17 protein-coding genes are annotated in these 17,671 nt (G+C 49.2%); 11 read left to right on the top strand and 6 right to left on the bottom strand.

Annotation, left to right across the window (positions count from 1 at the left end; genetic code table 11):
* Window positions 1-106: 106 nt before the first annotated feature.
* The 4 genes from QZT18_RS21160 to QZT18_RS21145 all read left to right on the top strand — a co-directional run bounded on the left by QZT18_RS21160 (window position 107) and on the right by QZT18_RS21145 (window position 5,140).
* Window positions 107-1,480, top strand: a complete 1,374-nt coding sequence (locus tag QZT18_RS21160) for an MATE family efflux transporter (protein ID WP_294151221.1) — start codon at window positions 107-109, stop codon at window positions 1,478-1,480.
* Between the two features lie 146 nt (window positions 1,481-1,626).
* Window positions 1,627-2,319: an iron-sulfur cluster assembly scaffold protein gene (locus tag QZT18_RS21155; protein WP_125144142.1), complete on the top strand. Its 693-nt coding sequence runs from the start codon at window positions 1,627-1,629 to the stop codon at window positions 2,317-2,319.
* Window positions 2,320-2,513: 194 nt separating this feature from the next.
* Window positions 2,514-3,524, top strand: coding sequence for a GGGtGRT protein (locus QZT18_RS21150; RefSeq protein WP_294151218.1), 1,011 nt, complete (start codon window positions 2,514-2,516; stop codon window positions 3,522-3,524).
* A 500-nt stretch (window positions 3,525-4,024) separates the two neighbouring features.
* Entirely contained in the window at window positions 4,025-5,140 is a 1,116-nt protein-coding gene (locus QZT18_RS21145) for an aldo/keto reductase (RefSeq protein ID WP_294151216.1), read from the top strand.
* Between the two features lie 6 nt (window positions 5,141-5,146).
* Here the strand turns inward: QZT18_RS21145 and QZT18_RS21140 are convergent, their stop codons facing one another.
* Window positions 5,147-5,572 (bottom strand): RNHCP domain-containing protein, encoded by a 426-nt coding sequence (locus tag QZT18_RS21140; RefSeq protein WP_294151215.1) that lies wholly within the window; start codon window positions 5,570-5,572, stop codon window positions 5,147-5,149.
* Window positions 5,573-5,735: 163 nt separating this feature from the next.
* Window positions 5,736-6,362: a TetR/AcrR family transcriptional regulator gene (locus QZT18_RS21135; RefSeq protein WP_294151213.1), complete on the bottom strand. Its 627-nt coding sequence runs from the start codon at window positions 6,360-6,362 to the stop codon at window positions 5,736-5,738.
* A gap of 215 nt (window positions 6,363-6,577) precedes the next feature.
* On the opposite strand from QZT18_RS21135, the gene QZT18_RS21130 reads away from it, so the two are divergent.
* Window positions 6,578-7,162, top strand: a complete 585-nt coding sequence (locus QZT18_RS21130; protein WP_294151211.1) for a TetR/AcrR family transcriptional regulator — start codon at window positions 6,578-6,580, stop codon at window positions 7,160-7,162.
* Window positions 7,159-7,950, top strand: coding sequence for a bifunctional 2-polyprenyl-6-hydroxyphenol methylase/3-demethylubiquinol 3-O-methyltransferase UbiG (locus QZT18_RS21125; protein WP_294151223.1), 792 nt, complete (start codon window positions 7,159-7,161; stop codon window positions 7,948-7,950). Before QZT18_RS21130 ends, QZT18_RS21125 begins: the two co-directional genes overlap by 4 nt.
* A gap of 297 nt (window positions 7,951-8,247) precedes the next feature.
* Here QZT18_RS21125 and QZT18_RS21120 read toward each other — a convergent pair whose 3' ends face one another.
* Window positions 8,248-8,766 (bottom strand): sodium/glutamate symporter, encoded by a 519-nt coding sequence (locus QZT18_RS21120; RefSeq protein WP_294151209.1) that lies wholly within the window; start codon window positions 8,764-8,766, stop codon window positions 8,248-8,250.
* Window positions 8,767-9,257: 491 nt separating this feature from the next.
* Between QZT18_RS21120 and QZT18_RS21115 the strand changes: the two genes are divergently transcribed.
* Window positions 9,258-10,175: a YafY family protein gene (locus QZT18_RS21115; RefSeq protein WP_294151207.1), complete on the top strand. Its 918-nt coding sequence runs from the start codon at window positions 9,258-9,260 to the stop codon at window positions 10,173-10,175.
* Complete coding sequence (locus tag QZT18_RS21110) at window positions 10,172-10,765, top strand: uracil-DNA glycosylase family protein (RefSeq protein WP_294151205.1); 594 nt, start codon at window positions 10,172-10,174, stop codon at window positions 10,763-10,765. The genes QZT18_RS21115 and QZT18_RS21110 overlap by 4 nt, the downstream gene beginning before the upstream one ends.
* Here the strand turns inward: QZT18_RS21110 and QZT18_RS21105 are convergent.
* A complete protein-coding gene (locus QZT18_RS21105) occupies window positions 10,760-11,092 on the bottom strand; it encodes a helix-turn-helix domain-containing protein (protein WP_294151202.1) in 333 nt (110 codons plus the stop codon). The genes QZT18_RS21110 and QZT18_RS21105 overlap by 6 nt on opposite strands.
* 154 nt (window positions 11,093-11,246) lie before the next feature.
* Here QZT18_RS21105 and QZT18_RS21100 point away from each other — a divergent pair, with 154 nt between their 5' ends.
* Window positions 11,247-11,792 carry a flavodoxin family protein gene (locus QZT18_RS21100; protein ID WP_294151199.1) on the top strand — a complete coding sequence of 182 codons (546 nt, stop codon included), beginning with the start codon at window positions 11,247-11,249 and terminating at the stop codon, window positions 11,790-11,792.
* On the opposite strand, the gene QZT18_RS21095 is transcribed toward QZT18_RS21100, so the two are convergent.
* Together QZT18_RS21095 and QZT18_RS21090 are read right to left on the bottom strand one after the other, a co-directional pair.
* Complete coding sequence (locus tag QZT18_RS21095; RefSeq protein WP_294151197.1) at window positions 11,789-13,249, bottom strand: M20/M25/M40 family metallo-hydrolase; 1,461 nt, start codon at window positions 13,247-13,249, stop codon at window positions 11,789-11,791. The two genes, QZT18_RS21100 and QZT18_RS21095, sit on opposite strands and share 4 nt — an antisense overlap.
* 268 nt (window positions 13,250-13,517) lie before the next feature.
* Entirely contained in the window at window positions 13,518-14,186 is a 669-nt protein-coding gene (locus QZT18_RS21090) for a Crp/Fnr family transcriptional regulator (RefSeq protein WP_294151195.1), read from the bottom strand.
* Window positions 14,187-14,398: 212 nt separating this feature from the next.
* Between QZT18_RS21090 and QZT18_RS21085 the strand changes: the two genes are divergently transcribed.
* Both QZT18_RS21085 and QZT18_RS21080 read left to right on the top strand, forming a co-directional pair.
* On the top strand, window positions 14,399-15,805 hold the full coding sequence (locus QZT18_RS21085) for a YfcC family protein (RefSeq protein WP_294151193.1): 1,407 nt from the start codon (window positions 14,399-14,401) through the stop codon (window positions 15,803-15,805).
* A 13-nt stretch (window positions 15,806-15,818) separates the two neighbouring features.
* Entirely contained in the window at window positions 15,819-17,513 is a 1,695-nt protein-coding gene (locus QZT18_RS21080) for a M28 family peptidase (RefSeq protein ID WP_294151192.1), read from the top strand.
* Window positions 17,514-17,671 lie beyond the last annotated feature (158 nt).

Below are 17,671 nucleotides of genomic sequence, written 5' to 3'. Positions count from 1 at the left end.
GTGGCAGCAAGCATTCGGCTCATCGCGTAGCGATTTCATTAGCCGAATGCCGTAATAGTTCATGCTGTCTGAACTGTTACAAATAATCAATTTAGAGGGAAAAAAGATGAATAAAAAGGTAGATTTACTCCATGAGCCGATTCTGCCGGCTCTGACGCGGCTGGCAGTGCCGATTATGGCCACGTCACTGGTCCAGATGGCCTATAACCTGACGGATATGGCATGGATTGGCAGACTGGGAGCCGGCGCGGTGACGGCCGTGGGAACCGCCGGAATGTATAGCTGGCTTTCACAGGGGATTGTGGATCTGGCTAAAATAGGCGGTCAGGTTAAGGTGGCCCATGCGCTGGGCGCCGGTAATGACAGGGAAGCGGCACAGTATGCGAAAGGCGCCATTCAGATGGGGCTTTTATTTGCCGTAGTCTTTGGATTGATATCGCTGTTTGGGGCAAAACATCTGATTGGGTTTTTCGGGCTTAAAGATCCGGTAATCATAGCAAATTCGGAGAATTATCTGCGGATCGTCTGCGGCCTGATTATTTTCCCCTATATCAACTCGGTGCTGACCGGTATCCTGACGGCCACCGGAGACAGCAAAACGCCGTTTAAGGCCAATGTCATCGGTCTGGCTGCCAATATGGTCCTCGACCCGGTCCTGATTTTCGGAATCGGTCCGTTTCCGGTTCTCGGAGTGGTGGGAGCCGCCATTGCGACGGTGACGGCACAGATCACGGTTTCGGTCATTTTTATATTGGCGGTCAGCCGGGATACGGCGCTTTTCAAACAGTTCAGGCTGTTTTCCAGGACGCCGGTCCGGTATATAAAGGAGATTGTGACCATCGGATTCCCGGCATCGATACAGAACCTGATCTATGCGGGAATATCGATGATTTTGACGAGACTGGTGACAAGCTGGGGAGATACGGCGGTGGCGATCCAGAGAGTGGGCGGACAGGTGGAATCCGTCTCCTGGATGGTGGGAGAAGGTTTTGCAGCCGCAGTCAACTCATTTACCGGGCAGAACTTCGGCGCGGGGATGTTTGACCGCGTTAAGAAAGGTTTCTCGGCAGCGGTAAAAATGATGGGTGTATGGGGACTGATGACAACCGCCCTGCTGATTTTTATGGCGAGGCCCATTTTTGGAATATTCATCCATGAACCGGAAGTGCTTCAGGCCGGAGTGGAATATCTTCAAATCCTTGGACTTTCCCAGTTCTTTATGCTGATAGAGGTAACGTCGGTCGGCGCTTTTGCCGGCCTTGGAAAGACTTCCATCCCGTCGGTGCTGAGCATTACGCTTACCTCGGCCAGAATTCCGCTGGCGATTCTGTTTTCCGCCATGGGTCTGGGGCTGAACGGCATCTGGTGGGCGCTCACCGTATCCAGCGTGGCAAAGGGAATCATTTTCTACATCGCCTATAAAATGACATTGAAAAAAATGGAAAAAAGGATGGGGATTCCGTTACAAAAAACGACGTAAAACTTCAAAAAACGGCTGGTGTTTTTGTGCAAAGTTTTCTGGAAAAAACTATAGACGAATTATAAGATACGTGAGATAATAAGAACAAGTATGATGTGATAAAATTAACAAAGTACTAACACATTCATTTTGAAAGGAGTCTTAAAATGATTTATTCACACGAAGTTGAAAGTATGTGTCCAGTAGCGCAGGGCGTTAATCACGGCTGTGCTCCGATTCCGGAAGAAGCAAAATGGGTAAAATCCAGAGAGGTGAAAGATATCTCCGGTTTAACTCACGGCGTGGGCTGGTGTGCTCCGCAGCAGGGCGCCTGTAAGCTGACTCTGAATGTAAAAGAGGGAATCATTCAGGAAGCTTTAGTAGAGACAATCGGATGTTCAGGTATGACACACTCCGCAGCCATGGCAGCAGAAATTCTCCCGGGAAGAACCGTTCTGGAGGCGCTGAACACTGACCTTGTCTGTGATGCAATTAATACAGCAATGAGAGAGCTTTTCCTTCAGATCGCATACGGAAGAACGCAGAGTGCATTCTCAGAGGATGGTCTTCCAATCGGTGCAGGTCTTGAGGATCTGGGCAAGGGACTTCGTTCTCAGGTTGGTACAATGTATGGAACATTAAAGAAAGGTCCGCGTTACCTGGAGATGGCGGAAGGCTATGTAACAGGAATCGCTCTTGATGACGAGAATCAGATCATCGGTTACCAGTTCGTAAACTTTGGCAAGATGACGGATTTCATTAAGAAGGGCGACGATCCGGCTACTGCATATGAGAAATCCAAAGGCCAGTACGGCCGTGTGGACGACGCTGTGAAGATTATCGATCCGAGACAGGAATAATCGGTGATGATCACGTGCAGTAAGGTATTACATAGACAAAGGCTTAACAGCAGGTAAAAATATTCTTATTATTCACAGCCGTTATACCCGGTAAGACGGGGCGCGCTGTTCCGCGAGGTGTGTTACTGTCCGCAGTATTGCCGCATCTTCGGGACTGTGGATAGTGACAAAATATTAAGGAGGATCATAGAGTTATGGCATTATTTGAATCATATGAGAGACGAATTGACAAAATCAATTCCGTATTAAACAGCTATGGCATCGCTTCCATTGAAGAGGCCGAGAAAATCACGAAAGATGCTGGACTGAACGTATATGACCAGGTGAAGAAAATTCAGCCTATCTGCTTTGAGAACGCAGGCTGGGCTTACACGGTAGGGGCTGCCATTGCCATCAAAAAAGGATGCAGAAGAGCGGCGGACGCAGCAGCGGCAATCGGTGAGGGACTTCAGTCCTTCTGTATCCCGGGTTCTGTTGCCGACCAGCGTAAAGTAGGTTTAGGCCACGGCAACCTTGGCAAGATGCTTTTGGAAGAAGAGACGGACTGTTTCTGTTTCCTGGCAGGCCATGAGTCCTTTGCAGCCGCAGAGGGAGCCATCGGTATTGCCGAGAAGGCCAACAAAGTACGTCAGAAACCGCTCCGTGTCATCTTAAACGGACTTGGCAAAGACGCAGCCCAGATCATTTCCCGTATCAACGGCTTTACCTATGTTGAGACAGAGATGGACTACTACACGGGCGAAGTGAAAGAGCTGTGGAGAAAATCCTACTCCGAAGGCTTAAGGGCGAAAGTTAACTGCTACGGCGCAAATGACGTAACAGAAGGCGTTGCCATTATGTGGAAAGAGGGCGTAGACGTTTCCATCACCGGAAACTCCACCAACCCGACAAGATTCCAGCATCCGGTAGCAGGTACTTACAAGAAAGAATGTATTGAAAAAGGCAAAAAGTACTTTTCCGTTGCATCCGGCGGCGGTACAGGCCGTACCCTTCATCCCGACAACATGGCGGCAGGTCCTGCTTCCTACGGTATGACGGATACACTGGGCCGTATGCACTCCGACGCTCAGTTCGCAGGTTCCTCCTCCGTTCCGGCTCACGTTGAGATGATGGGTCTGATCGGCGCAGGCAATAACCCGATGGTTGGAATGACGGTAGCCGTTGCGGTCAGCGTGCAAGAGGCTTCTGACGCTGGAAAGTTCTAAGAAAAGGCTTGAATTATATAAAGAAAAAGCAGTTGTGCCCATTGGGCGCAGTGCGGGCCCCCAGGGAGGTGTAACTTCCTGGGGGTTCTTTTTATATCATAGGGACGTGTTCCTGTGATGTAAAGCCTTTTCGGGCGGAATGCACCCTTGAGGAAAGATGTAATATGCAGCGATGCGGCCGCGTCCGGCGTGAGAGTACGGCGAGCAGGACTCTTTATGGAAAACAATTTCTGTAAATCAATAGTTCCTGTTCAGTGGTATGTATCGGCGATGGACTGGAACGGCTGAAAGGGTATTAAAAGGTCTTAAAAAGTTTCCGGGATCCTTGGGGGCGATAATATGAATCTATTTGCAGTATCAATTTCAGGAGTATATAATATACGGTAGAAAACAGTCAGGCGGTGCGGCCTTGCTTCACTGTCAGACTGCAATGGTATACTTTCAGAAACTGTGACGGCTGCTACCGTCTTCGACGGTGCCCCGGCAGAAAGGAACAGAAGATGTATTACAGAAAGTTTCACGACATGAATGTATCAGCGCTGGGATTGGGGGCTTTGCGTCTTCCCATGGAACCGGGAAATACTGGCCGCATTGACCGCAATGAGGCACAGAGAATAATTGACCTGGCGCTTTCAGGCGGCATTAATTACATAGACACCGCCTATACTTACCAGAACGGGGACTCGGAGCGTTTTCTTGGAGAAGCGCTGGCCGGGTATTCCCGGAACAGCTATTATCTTTCCACAAAGTTTTATGCCGCAGCCAATCCAAATATCGAACAGGTTTTTGAGGAACAGTTGAAACGCCTTCGGACCGATTATATTGATGTCTACCTTTTCCATGGCATGGATGAGAACTTCATTACAGACTATATGGATAAAGAGAGGAATTATCTGGGGTATCTCTTAAAGCAGAAGGAAGCCGGGCGGATCCGGTATCTCGGATTTTCTTCCCATGGGGCGCCGGATACACTGACGCGGTTCCTGGACTGGTATGATGGGTTTGATATGGCTCTGATCCAGATGAATTACCTGGACTGGACTTTATTGGAGGCCGCAAAGCAGTATGATATCCTGACAGGCCATGGGATTCCGGTTTGGGTAATGGAGCCGTTAAAAGGCGGGCGGCTGTCCGGCCTTAACAGGGAGGCGGCAAAAATCCTAAAAGCCGCTGCTCCGGAACGCTCCCTTTCTTCCTGGGCATTCCGGTTCCTGATGGGATTTGAAAATGTGCAGACTGTTCTCAGCGGAATGTCATCGGCGGATCAGATTTTAGAGAATGTAAGGACATTTGAAAAAAAGGATCCGTTGTCGTCGTCGGAGCAGAAAGCGCTGAAAGAAGCAGCAGAAGTATTCTTTCAGGATCTGGGGGTTCCCTGTTCCGCATGCCGTTACTGCTGTCCGGTATGTCCGGCCGGTCTTGATATCCCGCTTCTGATCAAAGGCTATAATGAGCGCAGAATCAGCGGAGAGACATGGAGGATCGCCGAACTGGACAGTGTCGTCGGGCCGGAACACTGCCTGGGGTGCGGCGCATGCCGGAAACACTGTCCACAGAAGATTGATATTCCGGATATCATGAAGAAAGCCGCTTCTCCACCGACAGGAAAGAAATAAAGTTCCTTATCTTAACTTTCCGCCGCCGCCCATCAGTCTCGTCATTTCCTCAATCCTCTCAAGGGGAAACGGCGGAAGAGCGGCCGGTTTCATTGCGATAGATATCAGTTTCATAGGATTGTCGTCGGCTGCTATGCGGTTTGATGAAAGCTGCCCGCATCTGCGGCAGCGGTGAATAACGGCCCATTCGCCATTTTTGCGCACCCAGACGGCTATCGGCTCCATAATGCCGCCGCAGTCTGATTCGCGGTCGCCAGGTTCGATGTCCACGTGAAGACTGCACAGACAGTTAGGGCAGTGGTTGCGGTGATCGCTCCCCGCGCCTGCTGCCGTGACGGGTCTGTCACAGACCTTGCAGGTAAAGCTGTCGTTACAGGCATGGGATTTATAATATCCTTTTTCATATTGTTTTCGTTTATTTTCTCTGTTCATAAGATTTTATCCTCCAAAAGGCGGTTATAAGATTCCTTTTGGGAGGCTTGGCGGAAATTCATTTTACGCAAACCTCCCGGTCAGCGCACAATACTCCGGCTGCTATATTTTTTCATAATAATTCTCCTGTTTTTTTTATTTGCTCACAACTTTCGATGGATGTTTACGGTTCTTCAGCAGCATATTTTTCGGTAAAACAATCAATATGCGTCCGAAACAGATTTTTTATCTTATCTTTTTCTTCTTTGTCCCGCGCTGCGTCCGAAAGACTTAAAAGCAGATAGAACGGGGCATAGAATTCAATGGCCATTTGTTCGGGACTTCCGCTGCGCAGGGTTCCCTGCTCCATCATTTTGTAAAACAAAGTCTCCATAAAAGCGACCGGTCCTCCTGTTAAAACCTTTTGATATAATTTCGTCATTTCAGGGTTCCGGTACTGTTCCAGCGTCAGCATTTTTCGGAAATTGCAGGCGGTTTCATCCTCCGTCCAGTAATAAAACTGGGATACCATGTATGCTTTCACGCTTTCCACGGAAGCACTCTGAAAAACCGGCGCCTCATTAAGCTTTTGTTCCGGCAAGCCCGCCTCTTTGGAACGTTCGATATCCAACCGGCATAAGCGTTCAAAAATACTGTCAAAAATGGCGCGTTTATTCTTGTAGTGTTTATACAATGCACCTTTTGTCATACCCAGTTCCCCGGCAATTTTGCTGACGGAAACTGCCTCATACCCATCTTGTGCAAACAGACGGAGTGATGTCATCAGAATATTTTCCTTTGTGTCGGTCATGCCCAATGCCTCCTGCGATGTAAACGATCGTTTACCATCTATGGTTGTATTATAGTGAGCGAACGTTTACCTGTCAATGGCTTTTTCAATCAAGCTGCGGAAGAAGAGAAGACTAGACCACGAAAAGCTCACGCTTGACAAAACGGCTGCAATGTGTAACAATAGTTGTATAACATATGTATCATAACGAGATTTGTAAAGAAAGGTGAACCCATATGCCGCCTACAGCGAAAATAACAAAAGAAATGATTTTAAATACGGTTTTAGAGATAACAAGAGAAAACGGATTTGAAACCGTCAATGCGAGGAGTATTGCGGGAAAATTGAATTGTTCTACACGCCCCATTTTTACATGCTATAAGAACATGGAGGAACTGAAACAGGAATTCCTCGACTATGCGTATGAATTTTACAGTCGGTATGTCATTCATTACAGTAATTCCGCGGATGTCAGTCCCATTTTAGTCCTGCCCCTTTCCTATATTGAATTTGCACGGGAGGAGACGCATTTATTTAAGCTTCTTTTTATAAACGATATGGATTTAAAAATGGAGAAGGCGAAGGATTTCTATAACGAGGCTGATAATGAAAAAAGGGCGGCTTTTTTCTCAGAACAGATTGGGATAGAGTTGGAGCGCGGAAAGGTAATCTTTCTGGATTTGTTTCTCTATACCCATGGCATAGCGGTTTTAACAGCAACGAAAAAAATGTCATTGGATCGGAACAGTGCCGAAAAAATGTTGGTAAATGTATTGTCGGCTGTTATCAGGCAGGAGAAGCCGGATTGGAATATTATATGAGAACGAATCAATACGTAATTGACTTTTACAATAACTACGACGAGGACAGGCGGCTGGAGTTAAAGCATGGGACAGTTGAATTTCTTACAACGATGCGCTATATAGAGAAATACATAAAACCGGGAGCCCGCGTCCTTGAAATCGGTGCGGGTACCGGCCGGTATTCCCATGCGCTGGCGCGGCGGGGATATGATGTCGACGCGGTGGAGCTGGTTGAACATAATATAGAGGTTTTCCGACAAAATACTTTGCCGGACGAAAACATATCGGTAACTCAGGGGAATGCCCTGGACTTATCCGCTTTCCCGGATAATAGATATGACATTACACTGTTATTAGGCCCGCTGTATCATCTCTATAAAAGAGAAGATAAGCTGCAGGCGCTTCGCGAGGCAATCCGGGTTACAAAGCAGGGAGGCATCATTTTTGCCGCCTATGTTATATCCGACGGCTGTCTCCTTGATGAAGGATTTAACCGGGGCAATATCAGTGTTGCCGACTATATCAACCGGGGATTGCTGGATTCCCGGACATTTGCGGCAAAGTCGGAACCCAGGGATCTGTTTGAGCTTGTCCGCAAAGAAGAGATCGATGATTTGATGGCTGAATTGCCGGTAACAAGGCTGCATTACGTTGCGGCCGACGGCTGTGCCTTATTTATGCGTGAAGCGGTGGATGCGATGGATAGCGAAGCATTCCGGTTATATTTAAATTACCATTTTGCCACCTGCGAACGCGAAGATATGGTGGGGATTACGAGCCATGCGGTCGACGTGTTACGCAAATAGGCATGTTTATGACGAGGTATTTTGTCGGAAAAAGCTCCTGGGAGATTTGACTTCCGGGAGCTTTTTGGATACATTTGATAGAAACGGTGTGATAGGAGGAAAAATCCGTGGCGGTTTTCCGACCTAATTATTTTTCGGTACCAGGGGCCGATAAAATCCTCTTATCGAGTTTCGACCTGAAATACCACCCTGTTTTTAATAAGAGAATACCATAGAAACGCTGTTTTGTATTCCCCATGAAAAGCGAATGGATATAAAAGGCGCTGTATTGTTACCGTTTACGCGGTATTTGGTAAACTAGCAGAGCACGTTGATGCACCAGATGACAAAGGGCTGATAAAATACGTCGATCAGGAATGCTCCGACAATTGGTACAATGATAAGCGCTTTTCTTGATACCCCGTATTTGGAGTGGATAGTGGTCATGTTCGCCACAGCCGTCGGAGTGGAGCCGAGATCGTGGCCGATCAGGCCCGCGGACATAACGGCGGCGTCATAGTTTTTCCCCAGAATACGGAACAGTACGTAGTAGGTGAGGATGAGCAGCACAATGGTCTGCACGCAGAGAAGGGCGAGCAGCGGAAGAGCCAGTTCGGCCAGCTCCCAGAGCTTCAGCGTCAGCAGGGCCATGGACAGATACAGCCCTAGGCTGATATCGCCGATGCGGTCGTTAAAGTCGATACTGAACTCATAAAAATGGAATTTTTCATTCAGATTCCGTATCAGAACGGCGAAAAACATTGCCCCTACATAGGTGGGGATAGCCATGCCAATCAGGCCGCCAAGATGAACAGAATCTACAATTTGTGCCCCCATATGTTTCCTCCCTTATTTCTGCCGTGCCTGGCATATTCCCGGACTTCCGGGATAATTATATGGATCTTATTAGGCCGCGGAGGAAAATAGCGTAAATAATCCGTGAATATGGTCTGTTTTTAACTGCCGGTGCGGGAGATGAAGTTATCCGTTTTCAGAGGGAATTTCAGCCTTTTTTGTCCTTTGGGTATTAACCTTGACATGACGTTGTCATGGTTAGTACAATATAATAAACTTGTGGGAGCAGAAACCGGTAAGTGGGAATGACTTGTGAAAACAGGGGAATTGGGTGAGGCGGAAAGCGTCAGGAACCGATGGGCTGCAAAGGCAGATAAACTGCCGGAAACTACAGGAGCCTGGAACTATAGGAGCCGGAAACTACAGGAGCCTGGAACTATAGGAGCCGGAAACTACAGGAGCCTGGAACTACAGGAGCCGGATACTGAATAAGAGAGAAACTGTATAAGACAGAAACTACGGGAGGTGTAAGATTGCAGGAGAGCAGACTGTTTCAAATACTGTATTACCTGCTGGAGCGGGGACATGCGACGGCGCCCGAATTAGCGGAAAAATTCGAAGTGTCCGTTCGTACGATTTATCGGGATATTGATGTTCTCAGCGGCGCGGGCATCCCCGTCTACGTGACGGCCGGAAGAAGCGGAGGCATACGGTTTCTGGACGGTTATGTACTTGATAAATCCCTTTTCTCAGACAGCGAGCAGCAGGCGATTTTATCCGGTCTGCAGAGTCTTTCGGCGGTACAAAACCCGGAGGAAGACGCGATCCTCCGAAAACTGGGCGCGGTCTTCCAAACCTCGATCACCGACTGGATCAGTGTTGATTTTTCCCGTTGGGGCAGCGCGGCGGAAAAGGAGAACAGGCTGTTTCGCGAGATAAAGCAGGCGATATTTGAAAGCCGCCAAATCAGCTTTGACTATTATAATTCGAACGGGGAACATACCGGGCGGGATGTACATCCGGGTAAACTGGTTTACAGGGACAAGGCATGGTATCTGTACGGTTTCTGTCTTTCGCGGAATGAATACAGACTGTTCCGACTCACCCGGATAAAAAACCTGTCCCTGACGGAGCAGCATTTTACGCGTAGTATGGAAAAAGTCGGGACAGTCTTCCCTAAAGTGCAGGATATGGGGGAGCCTGTCGAGCTGGAACTGGAATGTTCCCTGGAAACAGGATATAAGTTATTCGATATATTAGAAGACAGTGCCATAAGAAAACAGGATGACAGCTATCTGGTAAAGCTTACGCTCCCGGAAAATGAATGGCTTTATGACTTCCTTCTGTCTTTTGGCAGCAGAGTAACGGTGCTCCGTCCGGAGTCCGTGCGCCGCAGGCTGACAGAGCGGTGTGAAGCCGCGCTAAATCACCACAAAGGAGTGAAACGATGAATATTAAAAAAGAACTGGAAAAAACAGCCGGGATAACGGATGGCCTATATCTCAATGACATTGAGATTGATCCGTCGGCGGTGAAAGCGATGATGATCAACGAGGTGGTTCCGGCGGATCCGCTTCAGGATTTTTACGGACCGGCGGACGCCGATTACATGAAAACCACAATTCCTCTTTTTCGGGATGCGGGGGCGGCGGTAACGTCCATTCAGGACATATTGCAGAAGGGAATTTATATTACGAATGCGGTAAAAACTCCAAAGTCGGAGTATGCCATAGAGAAAAGCAGCATTGAAAAAAGCCTGCCCTGTCTGGAAAAGGAGATTGCGCTGTTTCCCAACCTTATGGTTATCATGCTGATGGGAGATGTGGCGAAGAAAGCTTTTAATGCGATTACGAAAAAAGCGACAAAGAAGAACGCAGTTCCGGCTGTTTCCACGTACAAGTTAAGAAATACCGAGATTTATTACGGTCATATCAGGATATTGCCTTCTTACATCATGACGGGAGGCAATATCCTGATTGAAAAGTCAAAAGCGCAGATGGCTGCCGAGGATATTGCCGCCATGTTAAAGATTATCTCATAATCTGTTTTTTTCGCCCCATTCGCACATGGTATCCAGAATCGGGAGCAGAGTTTTTCCGCGTGCAGTAAGGCTGTATTCGACTTTGGGAGGAATCTGGGGATACTCCTCCCTGTGCACGAGCTGATCCGCTTCAAGTTCTTTCAACGTAGCACTGAGCGTCTTATATGAAATTCCGCCGATGTATTTTTTCATTTCATTAAACCGTACCACGCCGAATTCCATCAGCGTATACAAAATAGTCATCTTATATTTACCGTTAATCAGCGACAGCGTATAACTGAATCCCGTGTCACCCAGATATTCTTTTGATATACACCGATTATTCATTTTACACTCTCCTTTAAGTAAGTATGATACATGATTGTTAGTACCGCACTTAAATGTGCGTACTTGAGTTAAATCCTATTCTTGCTAGAATGATAATGTAGTTGGTAAGGAAAGTCAATACCGACACAGGAAAAATAAAAGGAGAGTAGATGAGATGGGTAAAAAAATTGTTGTGATAACGGGAAGTCCCAGAAAGAGCGGGAACAGTTTTGCTATGACGGATGCTTTCATCAGGGCGGCAAAGGCAAAGGGGCACAGCGTCATCCGGTTTGACGCCGCCATGCAAAACGTAGGGGGCTGCCATGCCTGTGAAACATGCTTCCGGACCGGGAAACCGTGCAGCTTTGACGATGATTTCAATACGATCGCCCCGGCTATCCAGGAGGCGGACGCGGTGGTTTTCACGATGCCCGTTTATTGGTACACCATGCCTGCACAGATTAAGGGAGTCATAGATAAGCTTTTTTCCTTTGTTGTGGGGGGAAAAGATATCGGCGGGAAAGAATGTGCTCTTATTACATGCTGTGAAGAGGACGATATGTCCGTCATGGACGGGGTGCGCATCCCATATGAGCGCACCGCCGCCCTGCTGAAGTGGCGTTCCGTCGGAGAAATACTCGTTCCCGGAGTTCTGAATGTGGGAGATATCGTAAAAACCGACGGATGTGCCAGGGCAGAAGCTCTTGCAGGGGCTTTTTAACGGGCCACACCGCCGCCCATCTCATAGAGAAGGGCAATCATATGTTTGACGGATTCTTTATAATCCAGGAGGCGCATGTTTTCATCCGGGGCATGGTGGTTTCCGTCGGTATTTCCGGGACCGGCCCCAACGATGGGCATCTGGGGCCATGCCCGGTGGAAATAGATGGCGGGGCCGCCGCCGAGCTGTGTCGGTTCAATGACCATGGGCTCCCGGTACACCTTTGCGGCCGCACGGATAAGCTGGTCTTTAAACGGAATATCGACCGGCGTGCGGACCGGAGTGTTCACTCCCCGGGCTGATATCATGATATCGGAAAAGCCGCGGCGGTCCAGGTGTTCCCGGAATTGGCGTTCCACCTTTTTTGGGTCCTGGTTGGCGACAAGATAAAAGGAGACCCTGGCCGAGGCCTTGTGCGGTACAATTCCGCGGATTCCGTTGTACATTTCCCCGGCTTCCAGACCGCATATGGAAACGGAAGGTTCCATATAAATCTGTTTTTTTAACTGAAGGCCCGTGGCATCCCTGAGAAAGGAGCCGAGCTTCATCTTGTTCTTCAAATCCTCCTCATCGTAGGGAAATGATTCCAGAATTTTTTCGTCGTCCCCGGTAACAGGGAGCACGTCGTCGTAGAAACCGTCGATGGCTATCCGCTCGTCCTCGTTTTTGAGGCTTGCGAGAGCCCAGACAAGACGCCAGGAGGCGCTGGGGATTACGGTTCCCATTCTGGCATGGACATCCTTTGCCGATGTCTCCACGGACAGGTCGAAGCTGATGCTGCCGCGCACGCCGAATCTGGCCCACGGACGTCCCTTGCTGTCCTTGCGTCCGTTTTCCCACAGGCAGGCGTCGGCTTTCGTGAGTTCCTTAAAAAGTTCCGGATGCCGTGCTGTAAATTTACCCAGAGAAGGGCTGCTGGTTTCTTCATCTCCCTCGAAAAAGAATTTTACGTTGACCGGAAGCTCCCCCGTGACCGCAAGAACAGCCTGAATGGCCTGGATGCGGGACAGAAGAGGCCCTTTATTGTCGGAAACTCCCCTGGCGTACATGACCTCGTCACGGATTTCAGGAATAAAGGGAGAGGAACTCCAAAGTTCCTTTTTTCCTTCCTGGACAACGTCATAATGGTTATAAAAGAGCAGAGTGGGGAGATGATTCTCGGCGGTGTTGATTTCCGGTGAACTTCCCATCTGCGGTATTTCCCGTATTTTCCGTGATGTTCCGGCCATACCGGCGGATATGACGGCGTTCCCGCCCTCAACCGGATGGCATTTGTGAGGAATGTTTAAGCGGCCTAATTTATTTAAAATCCATTCCCTTGTCTGAGAAAGACCCTGTTCATCTCCGGCTGCGCTGCGGTAGGAACAGAGCTCTCCAAGTTCTTCCACCATCTCCCCAAAATGCTGATCAACATAGTCAAAAATTTCCTGCATCATGTTTTCCATAACAACCTCCATAAAACCTTCCTGTACTGGATATAATAACAGTACTGTTCACTTTAACTGCGCCCATTATAGTAAATAAACGGCCTGTGATCGACAGGATTCATTACAGTGTAACAAAAGTTACACGGATACCGCGGAAATTTTAATGCAGAGGCGGAAACCGGAGAAATCATAAAAACCGCAGAGGCGGCAAAAACCGGAAAAATCATAGAGATTGAAGAACCGCAGAACTAAAGTAACCACAGAAACGCCGCCGGACCAGGAGGGCGTCCGGCGGCATTCAGCAGTCTGTTATATGGTCTTTACTAATCTGTATCCTCTTATTAACCACCCGCAGAAATCCTTCCTGGGCGAGTTCGCTTACGAAGCGGCTGACCGTCACACGGTTGCTTCCGATGATGGACGCAATGTCTCTATGGTAATAATCATGGGACAGGGGATACCATTCGCCGTCCGCGCTGGAGGACGGATCGGACAGCATGATAAACAGCTTTTTGAGGCGGTCTTTGGTGCGTTCCAGAATGACGCTTTCCAGTTCCCTCTGCAGATATGCCCTCTTGGCGCTGACGCTGTTAATCAGGGCGCTGCGGAACACGGGTTTTTCGATCAGGGTCCGGTAGACATTCCGGTCTATCCGGTACAGGGTCAGCGGCGTCCTGGCCCAGGAGTAGCGCTCCGCGATCCTCAAATCGGAGCCGTCACTGAACAGGCCTTCCGCGAGAAACCAGCCGTCCGTCAATATGTAGGAAAGCTTTTCCTGCCCGTCCCCGTTAAACATCGTATGGGCGCTCTGGCCTGCATACAGGTAAGAAATTTCCCGCAGAATGTCGCCCGGCTTCACATAGTAGGTTCCCTGCGGGATATCCTCGCGTCTGGCATATCGTTCTATCAGGAGCTTCAGTTCTTCATTTTCCCGGGGTTCAAAATTTACACAATATTCTCTATCCACATCATTACCTCGAAATTCGTCTGTCTACGGCATCTGCCGATTCTAATCTGTCGTTTGTCTTACTGAAAATTTTATCATCGAATAGACGGCCCGTCAAGAAACGGCTTGACGAAGCGGTGTAACAAAAGTTACACTGTTACAAATTTTGTTGAGATACTCCGGGCATATCTGATATAGTTTTCGCTATCAAAAGCAAAGGAGAAGAGGGGAAGATGAGTAACGAGTCGAAAAAGAAAATCCAAATCCCGCATGTGTTTGTCATTCTGGTGATGCTTGTGGTAATCGTTACGGCAATGACGTATTTTGTGCCGGCAGGAGAGTATGCCAGGATTGAAAACGCCGCTACGGGAAAGAAGATGGTGGATCCGGGATCATTTGCTTGGGTGGCGCAGAATCCAATCAGTTTCTTAAAGATACCCAACTATATTGTGAAAGCGCTGTCCGGGTCCAGCCTGATTTGGATGACCATTTTCAGTGCGGCATCGATCGAGGTGCTGCTGGCTACGGGAGCATTTGACGCGGCTATCAACAGGATGATCCACAAATACAAAAACAGCGAAAGAATGCTTTTAATCGTCACGATTGTTGTATTCGGTATTTACGGGATGAGGCAGAATCCGGTCGGCATGGTGGGATTTATTCCGATTCTCGTACTGTTCTGCCGTATGTGCGGCTATGATGCGATTGTGGCGTCCGCCATCATCATCCTGGCGGCGGGAGGCAGCCAGAGCATTGGCCCCGTGGCCCCGGCAACGACGGCAATTGCCCAGGGATTTGCGGACCTCCCGATCTTTTCGGGAATTGGATACCGTCTTTTACTGTGTGCGGTACTCCTTGTGGTCAACGGGTATTTCATCGTGTCATATGCCATGAAGGTCAAGAAAAATCCGAAGGACAGCATCATATTTGAGATAGAGGAAGAAGCCAGAAAGGGCGGCTACGACTTAAGCATCGACAAAGAACAGACGATTTCCAGGCGCCAAATCGCGGTGCTTCTCGTGTTTCTGGCAAGCACGGCGCTTCAGGTATACGGCGGGATTAAGCTCGGATGGGGCAATACGGAGACGGCGGTACAGTTTGTGTGGCTCGCGGTAATCGGCGGCCTTGCCGGAGGATTGTCTCCCAGCGATATTTCAAAGAAATTCAGCAAAGGCGCGGCTAAAATGATGACTGCGGCCATCATGATCGGCATTGCAACGGCAATCTCCAGTATCCTGACGGAGGGTAAAATCATCGATACGATTGTCAACGCGATTGCGGGAGTACTGATGGCATGCCCGGCATTCTTCCAGGGGCCGCTGATGTTCTTTGCCAACCTGATTATCAATGTGTTTATTCCGTCCGGTTCGGGACAGGCGGCGGCCGTGATGCCTTTAATGACCCCGGTGGCGGATCTGATCGGCATGACGAGGCAGTCCGTTGTACTGGCATTTAACTTCGGAGACGGCCTGGGCAATTATATCCTGCCGATGTCGTCCGCACTGATGGCCAATCTGATGGCTGCGGGCGTTCCTTACGACAAATGGATGAAATTCATGGGCAGGATTTTTGCCTCCTGGATTGTCATATCATGTGTGGGTATGGTAATCGCCCAGGTAATTCACTACGGTCCATTCTGATGGAGAGTGTAAGATGAAACAGACAGAGACAGAACTGTTAAATGAAATCAGCAGAGATAATATGCTGGAAACGGTGGAACGGTTTAATGAGCTGTTCCGTTACAGCGGTACGGAGGACGGGGAAAAGGCGGCCGGCTACCTGAAAGAGAAACTGGACAGCTACGGAGTTCCGTATGAGCTTTGTGAATATGAGGGATTCTTCAGTAAACCCGTGTCCGCAGCGGTGACGGTGGAGGGAAAAGAATACCGACTTGTCGGCGATGTGTACAGTGAGGAGGCCGACGGATTAACCGGAGAGCTCTATTACGACGTTCCGTGCAGGGAGAAAAAACGGACGCAAAGGCAGGAGAGTAAACGTTTCATGGCATTTTCCGGCAAAATCGTCCTGACCTGGGATGGAAAGGGTGATTTTGCAAGAAAGGCCCTGGATGCCGGAGCGCTGGCGGTTCTACATATCTGCGGCACGAAGGGCGGTTATATCCATCACAGCAACATAGGAAGAGTCTGGGGAACACCAGGACTCGACGAAGCCGTTTATATGCGTTTCCTTCCGTCGGCCGGAATCGGCCGGGAGGACGGGGAGGAGTTAATCGGACTTCTGGCGAAAGGAAAACGGGAAGCCGTGCTTTCGATTAAGATGGATACAGGAATCAGGAAAAGTACGATGGTTATTGCCGACATATCCGGAACAAGTGAAAGCTTTGTCCTGGTGTCGGGGCACTATGATTCCTGGTATGAGGGAATTACCGATAATGCCGTCAGCGATGCGATTCTTCTGGAGTATGCACGGATTCTGAATAAACGCCGCGGCCTCCTGCGCCGCGGGATCAGGATTGCCTGGTGGTCGGGCCATTCCGACGGACGTTTTTCCGGTTCGGCCTGGTACTGCGACAGCCATTACGGCCAGCTTAAAAAGCACTGCGTAGCCCATATCAACCTGGATTTGACGGGATGCAGAAATGCGGAGCAAATCGTGGCGCGCACCGCCGGTACGGAGGGACTTGATTTTACCGGAAAACTGATTGAAAAATACACGGGAAAACGGCCCGACGCCTACGTTCCGATGATACGCGGCGCGGACCAGTCCTTCTGGGGAGCCGATATCCCCATCACCATTATGTTAAAGTATGAGCCGGAAAAGGACAGGCGTCTGTCGGACTGCCCCAGCGGAGGCCCGTGGTGGCACACGCCGGAGGACACGCTCGATAAGCTGGATGAGACAATCATGATGCGTGATGCCGGAATCAATCTGGAACTGATCAAAGCCATTGAGGGGGCTGAGATCCTGCCGGTCAACATCCCGGAATTTACCCGTGATATGGACGAACGGCTGAACCGGATTCTGGCTGCATTGACAAAAGACTTTGACGGCCGTGAAATCAGAGAAGTATGGCAGAGAGCCAAAAAGAGCCTGACTGCATTTGAGGGAATGACAGAAAAGGGTCTGGCAGAAGATATAGATATAAAGGCGGTTGTAGGAAAGGCGCTCCACCTGTTTTACTGCAGGAAAGACGCCTATACCCACGACTGCGGATGCCCGTTCGGGGTATTTGCCGACATAGCGCAGTTTGGAGGAATTACCAGGGATAACACAGAGAGAGAGTATTATCTGATGGCCTTAACTGACTTTATGCGGTACAGAAACCGGCTGTGCAATGGATTGGAAGAGATGATAACATATATAGAAGGCATGACCCCGCGCAGATAGAAGCGCGCGGAGATTGCCTTCGGACAGGGAACTTTGCCGGAGCAGGAGTAGGATTCTGCTCCGGCAAAGTTCCCTTTTTGGGTTTGGGTGAGATGCGAGGACTCCTCTGTAAGACGGCGGACGGGGTGGTGGGAGGTTGGATATGAGTCTTCAGTCCC

Source organism: uncultured Clostridium sp. (genome assembly GCF_900547735.1).
Classification (GTDB): domain Bacteria; phylum Bacillota; class Clostridia; order Lachnospirales; family Lachnospiraceae; genus Otoolea.
The sequence above is the reverse complement of the archived record's forward strand: the minus strand, read 5'-3'. Positions and strand labels throughout refer to the sequence as shown.

Coding starts and splice junctions, on each gene's coding strand:
- QZT18_RS21160 (WP_294151221.1), top strand. CDS start 107: ATGAATAAAAAGGTAGATTTACTCCATGAGCCGATTCTGCCGGCTCTG.
- QZT18_RS21155 (WP_125144142.1), top strand. CDS start 1,627: ATGATTTATTCACACGAAGTTGAAAGTATGTGTCCAGTAGCGCAGGGC.
- QZT18_RS21150 (WP_294151218.1), top strand. CDS start 2,514: ATGGCATTATTTGAATCATATGAGAGACGAATTGACAAAATCAATTCC.
- QZT18_RS21145 (WP_294151216.1), top strand. CDS start 4,025: ATGTATTACAGAAAGTTTCACGACATGAATGTATCAGCGCTGGGATTG.
- QZT18_RS21140 (WP_294151215.1), bottom strand. CDS start 5,572: ATGAACAGAGAAAATAAACGAAAACAATATGAAAAAGGATATTATAAA.
- QZT18_RS21135 (WP_294151213.1), bottom strand. CDS start 6,362: ATGACCGACACAAAGGAAAATATTCTGATGACATCACTCCGTCTGTTT.
- QZT18_RS21130 (WP_294151211.1), top strand. CDS start 6,578: ATGCCGCCTACAGCGAAAATAACAAAAGAAATGATTTTAAATACGGTT.
- QZT18_RS21125 (WP_294151223.1), top strand. CDS start 7,159: ATGAGAACGAATCAATACGTAATTGACTTTTACAATAACTACGACGAG.
- QZT18_RS21120 (WP_294151209.1), bottom strand. CDS start 8,766: ATGGGGGCACAAATTGTAGATTCTGTTCATCTTGGCGGCCTGATTGGC.
- QZT18_RS21110 (WP_294151205.1), top strand. CDS start 10,172: ATGAATATTAAAAAAGAACTGGAAAAAACAGCCGGGATAACGGATGGC.
- QZT18_RS21105 (WP_294151202.1), bottom strand. CDS start 11,092: ATGAATAATCGGTGTATATCAAAAGAATATCTGGGTGACACGGGATTC.
- QZT18_RS21100 (WP_294151199.1), top strand. CDS start 11,247: ATGGGTAAAAAAATTGTTGTGATAACGGGAAGTCCCAGAAAGAGCGGG.
- QZT18_RS21095 (WP_294151197.1), bottom strand. CDS start 13,249: ATGGAGGTTGTTATGGAAAACATGATGCAGGAAATTTTTGACTATGTT.
- QZT18_RS21085 (WP_294151193.1), top strand. CDS start 14,399: ATGAGTAACGAGTCGAAAAAGAAAATCCAAATCCCGCATGTGTTTGTC.
- QZT18_RS21080 (WP_294151192.1), top strand. CDS start 15,819: ATGAAACAGACAGAGACAGAACTGTTAAATGAAATCAGCAGAGATAAT.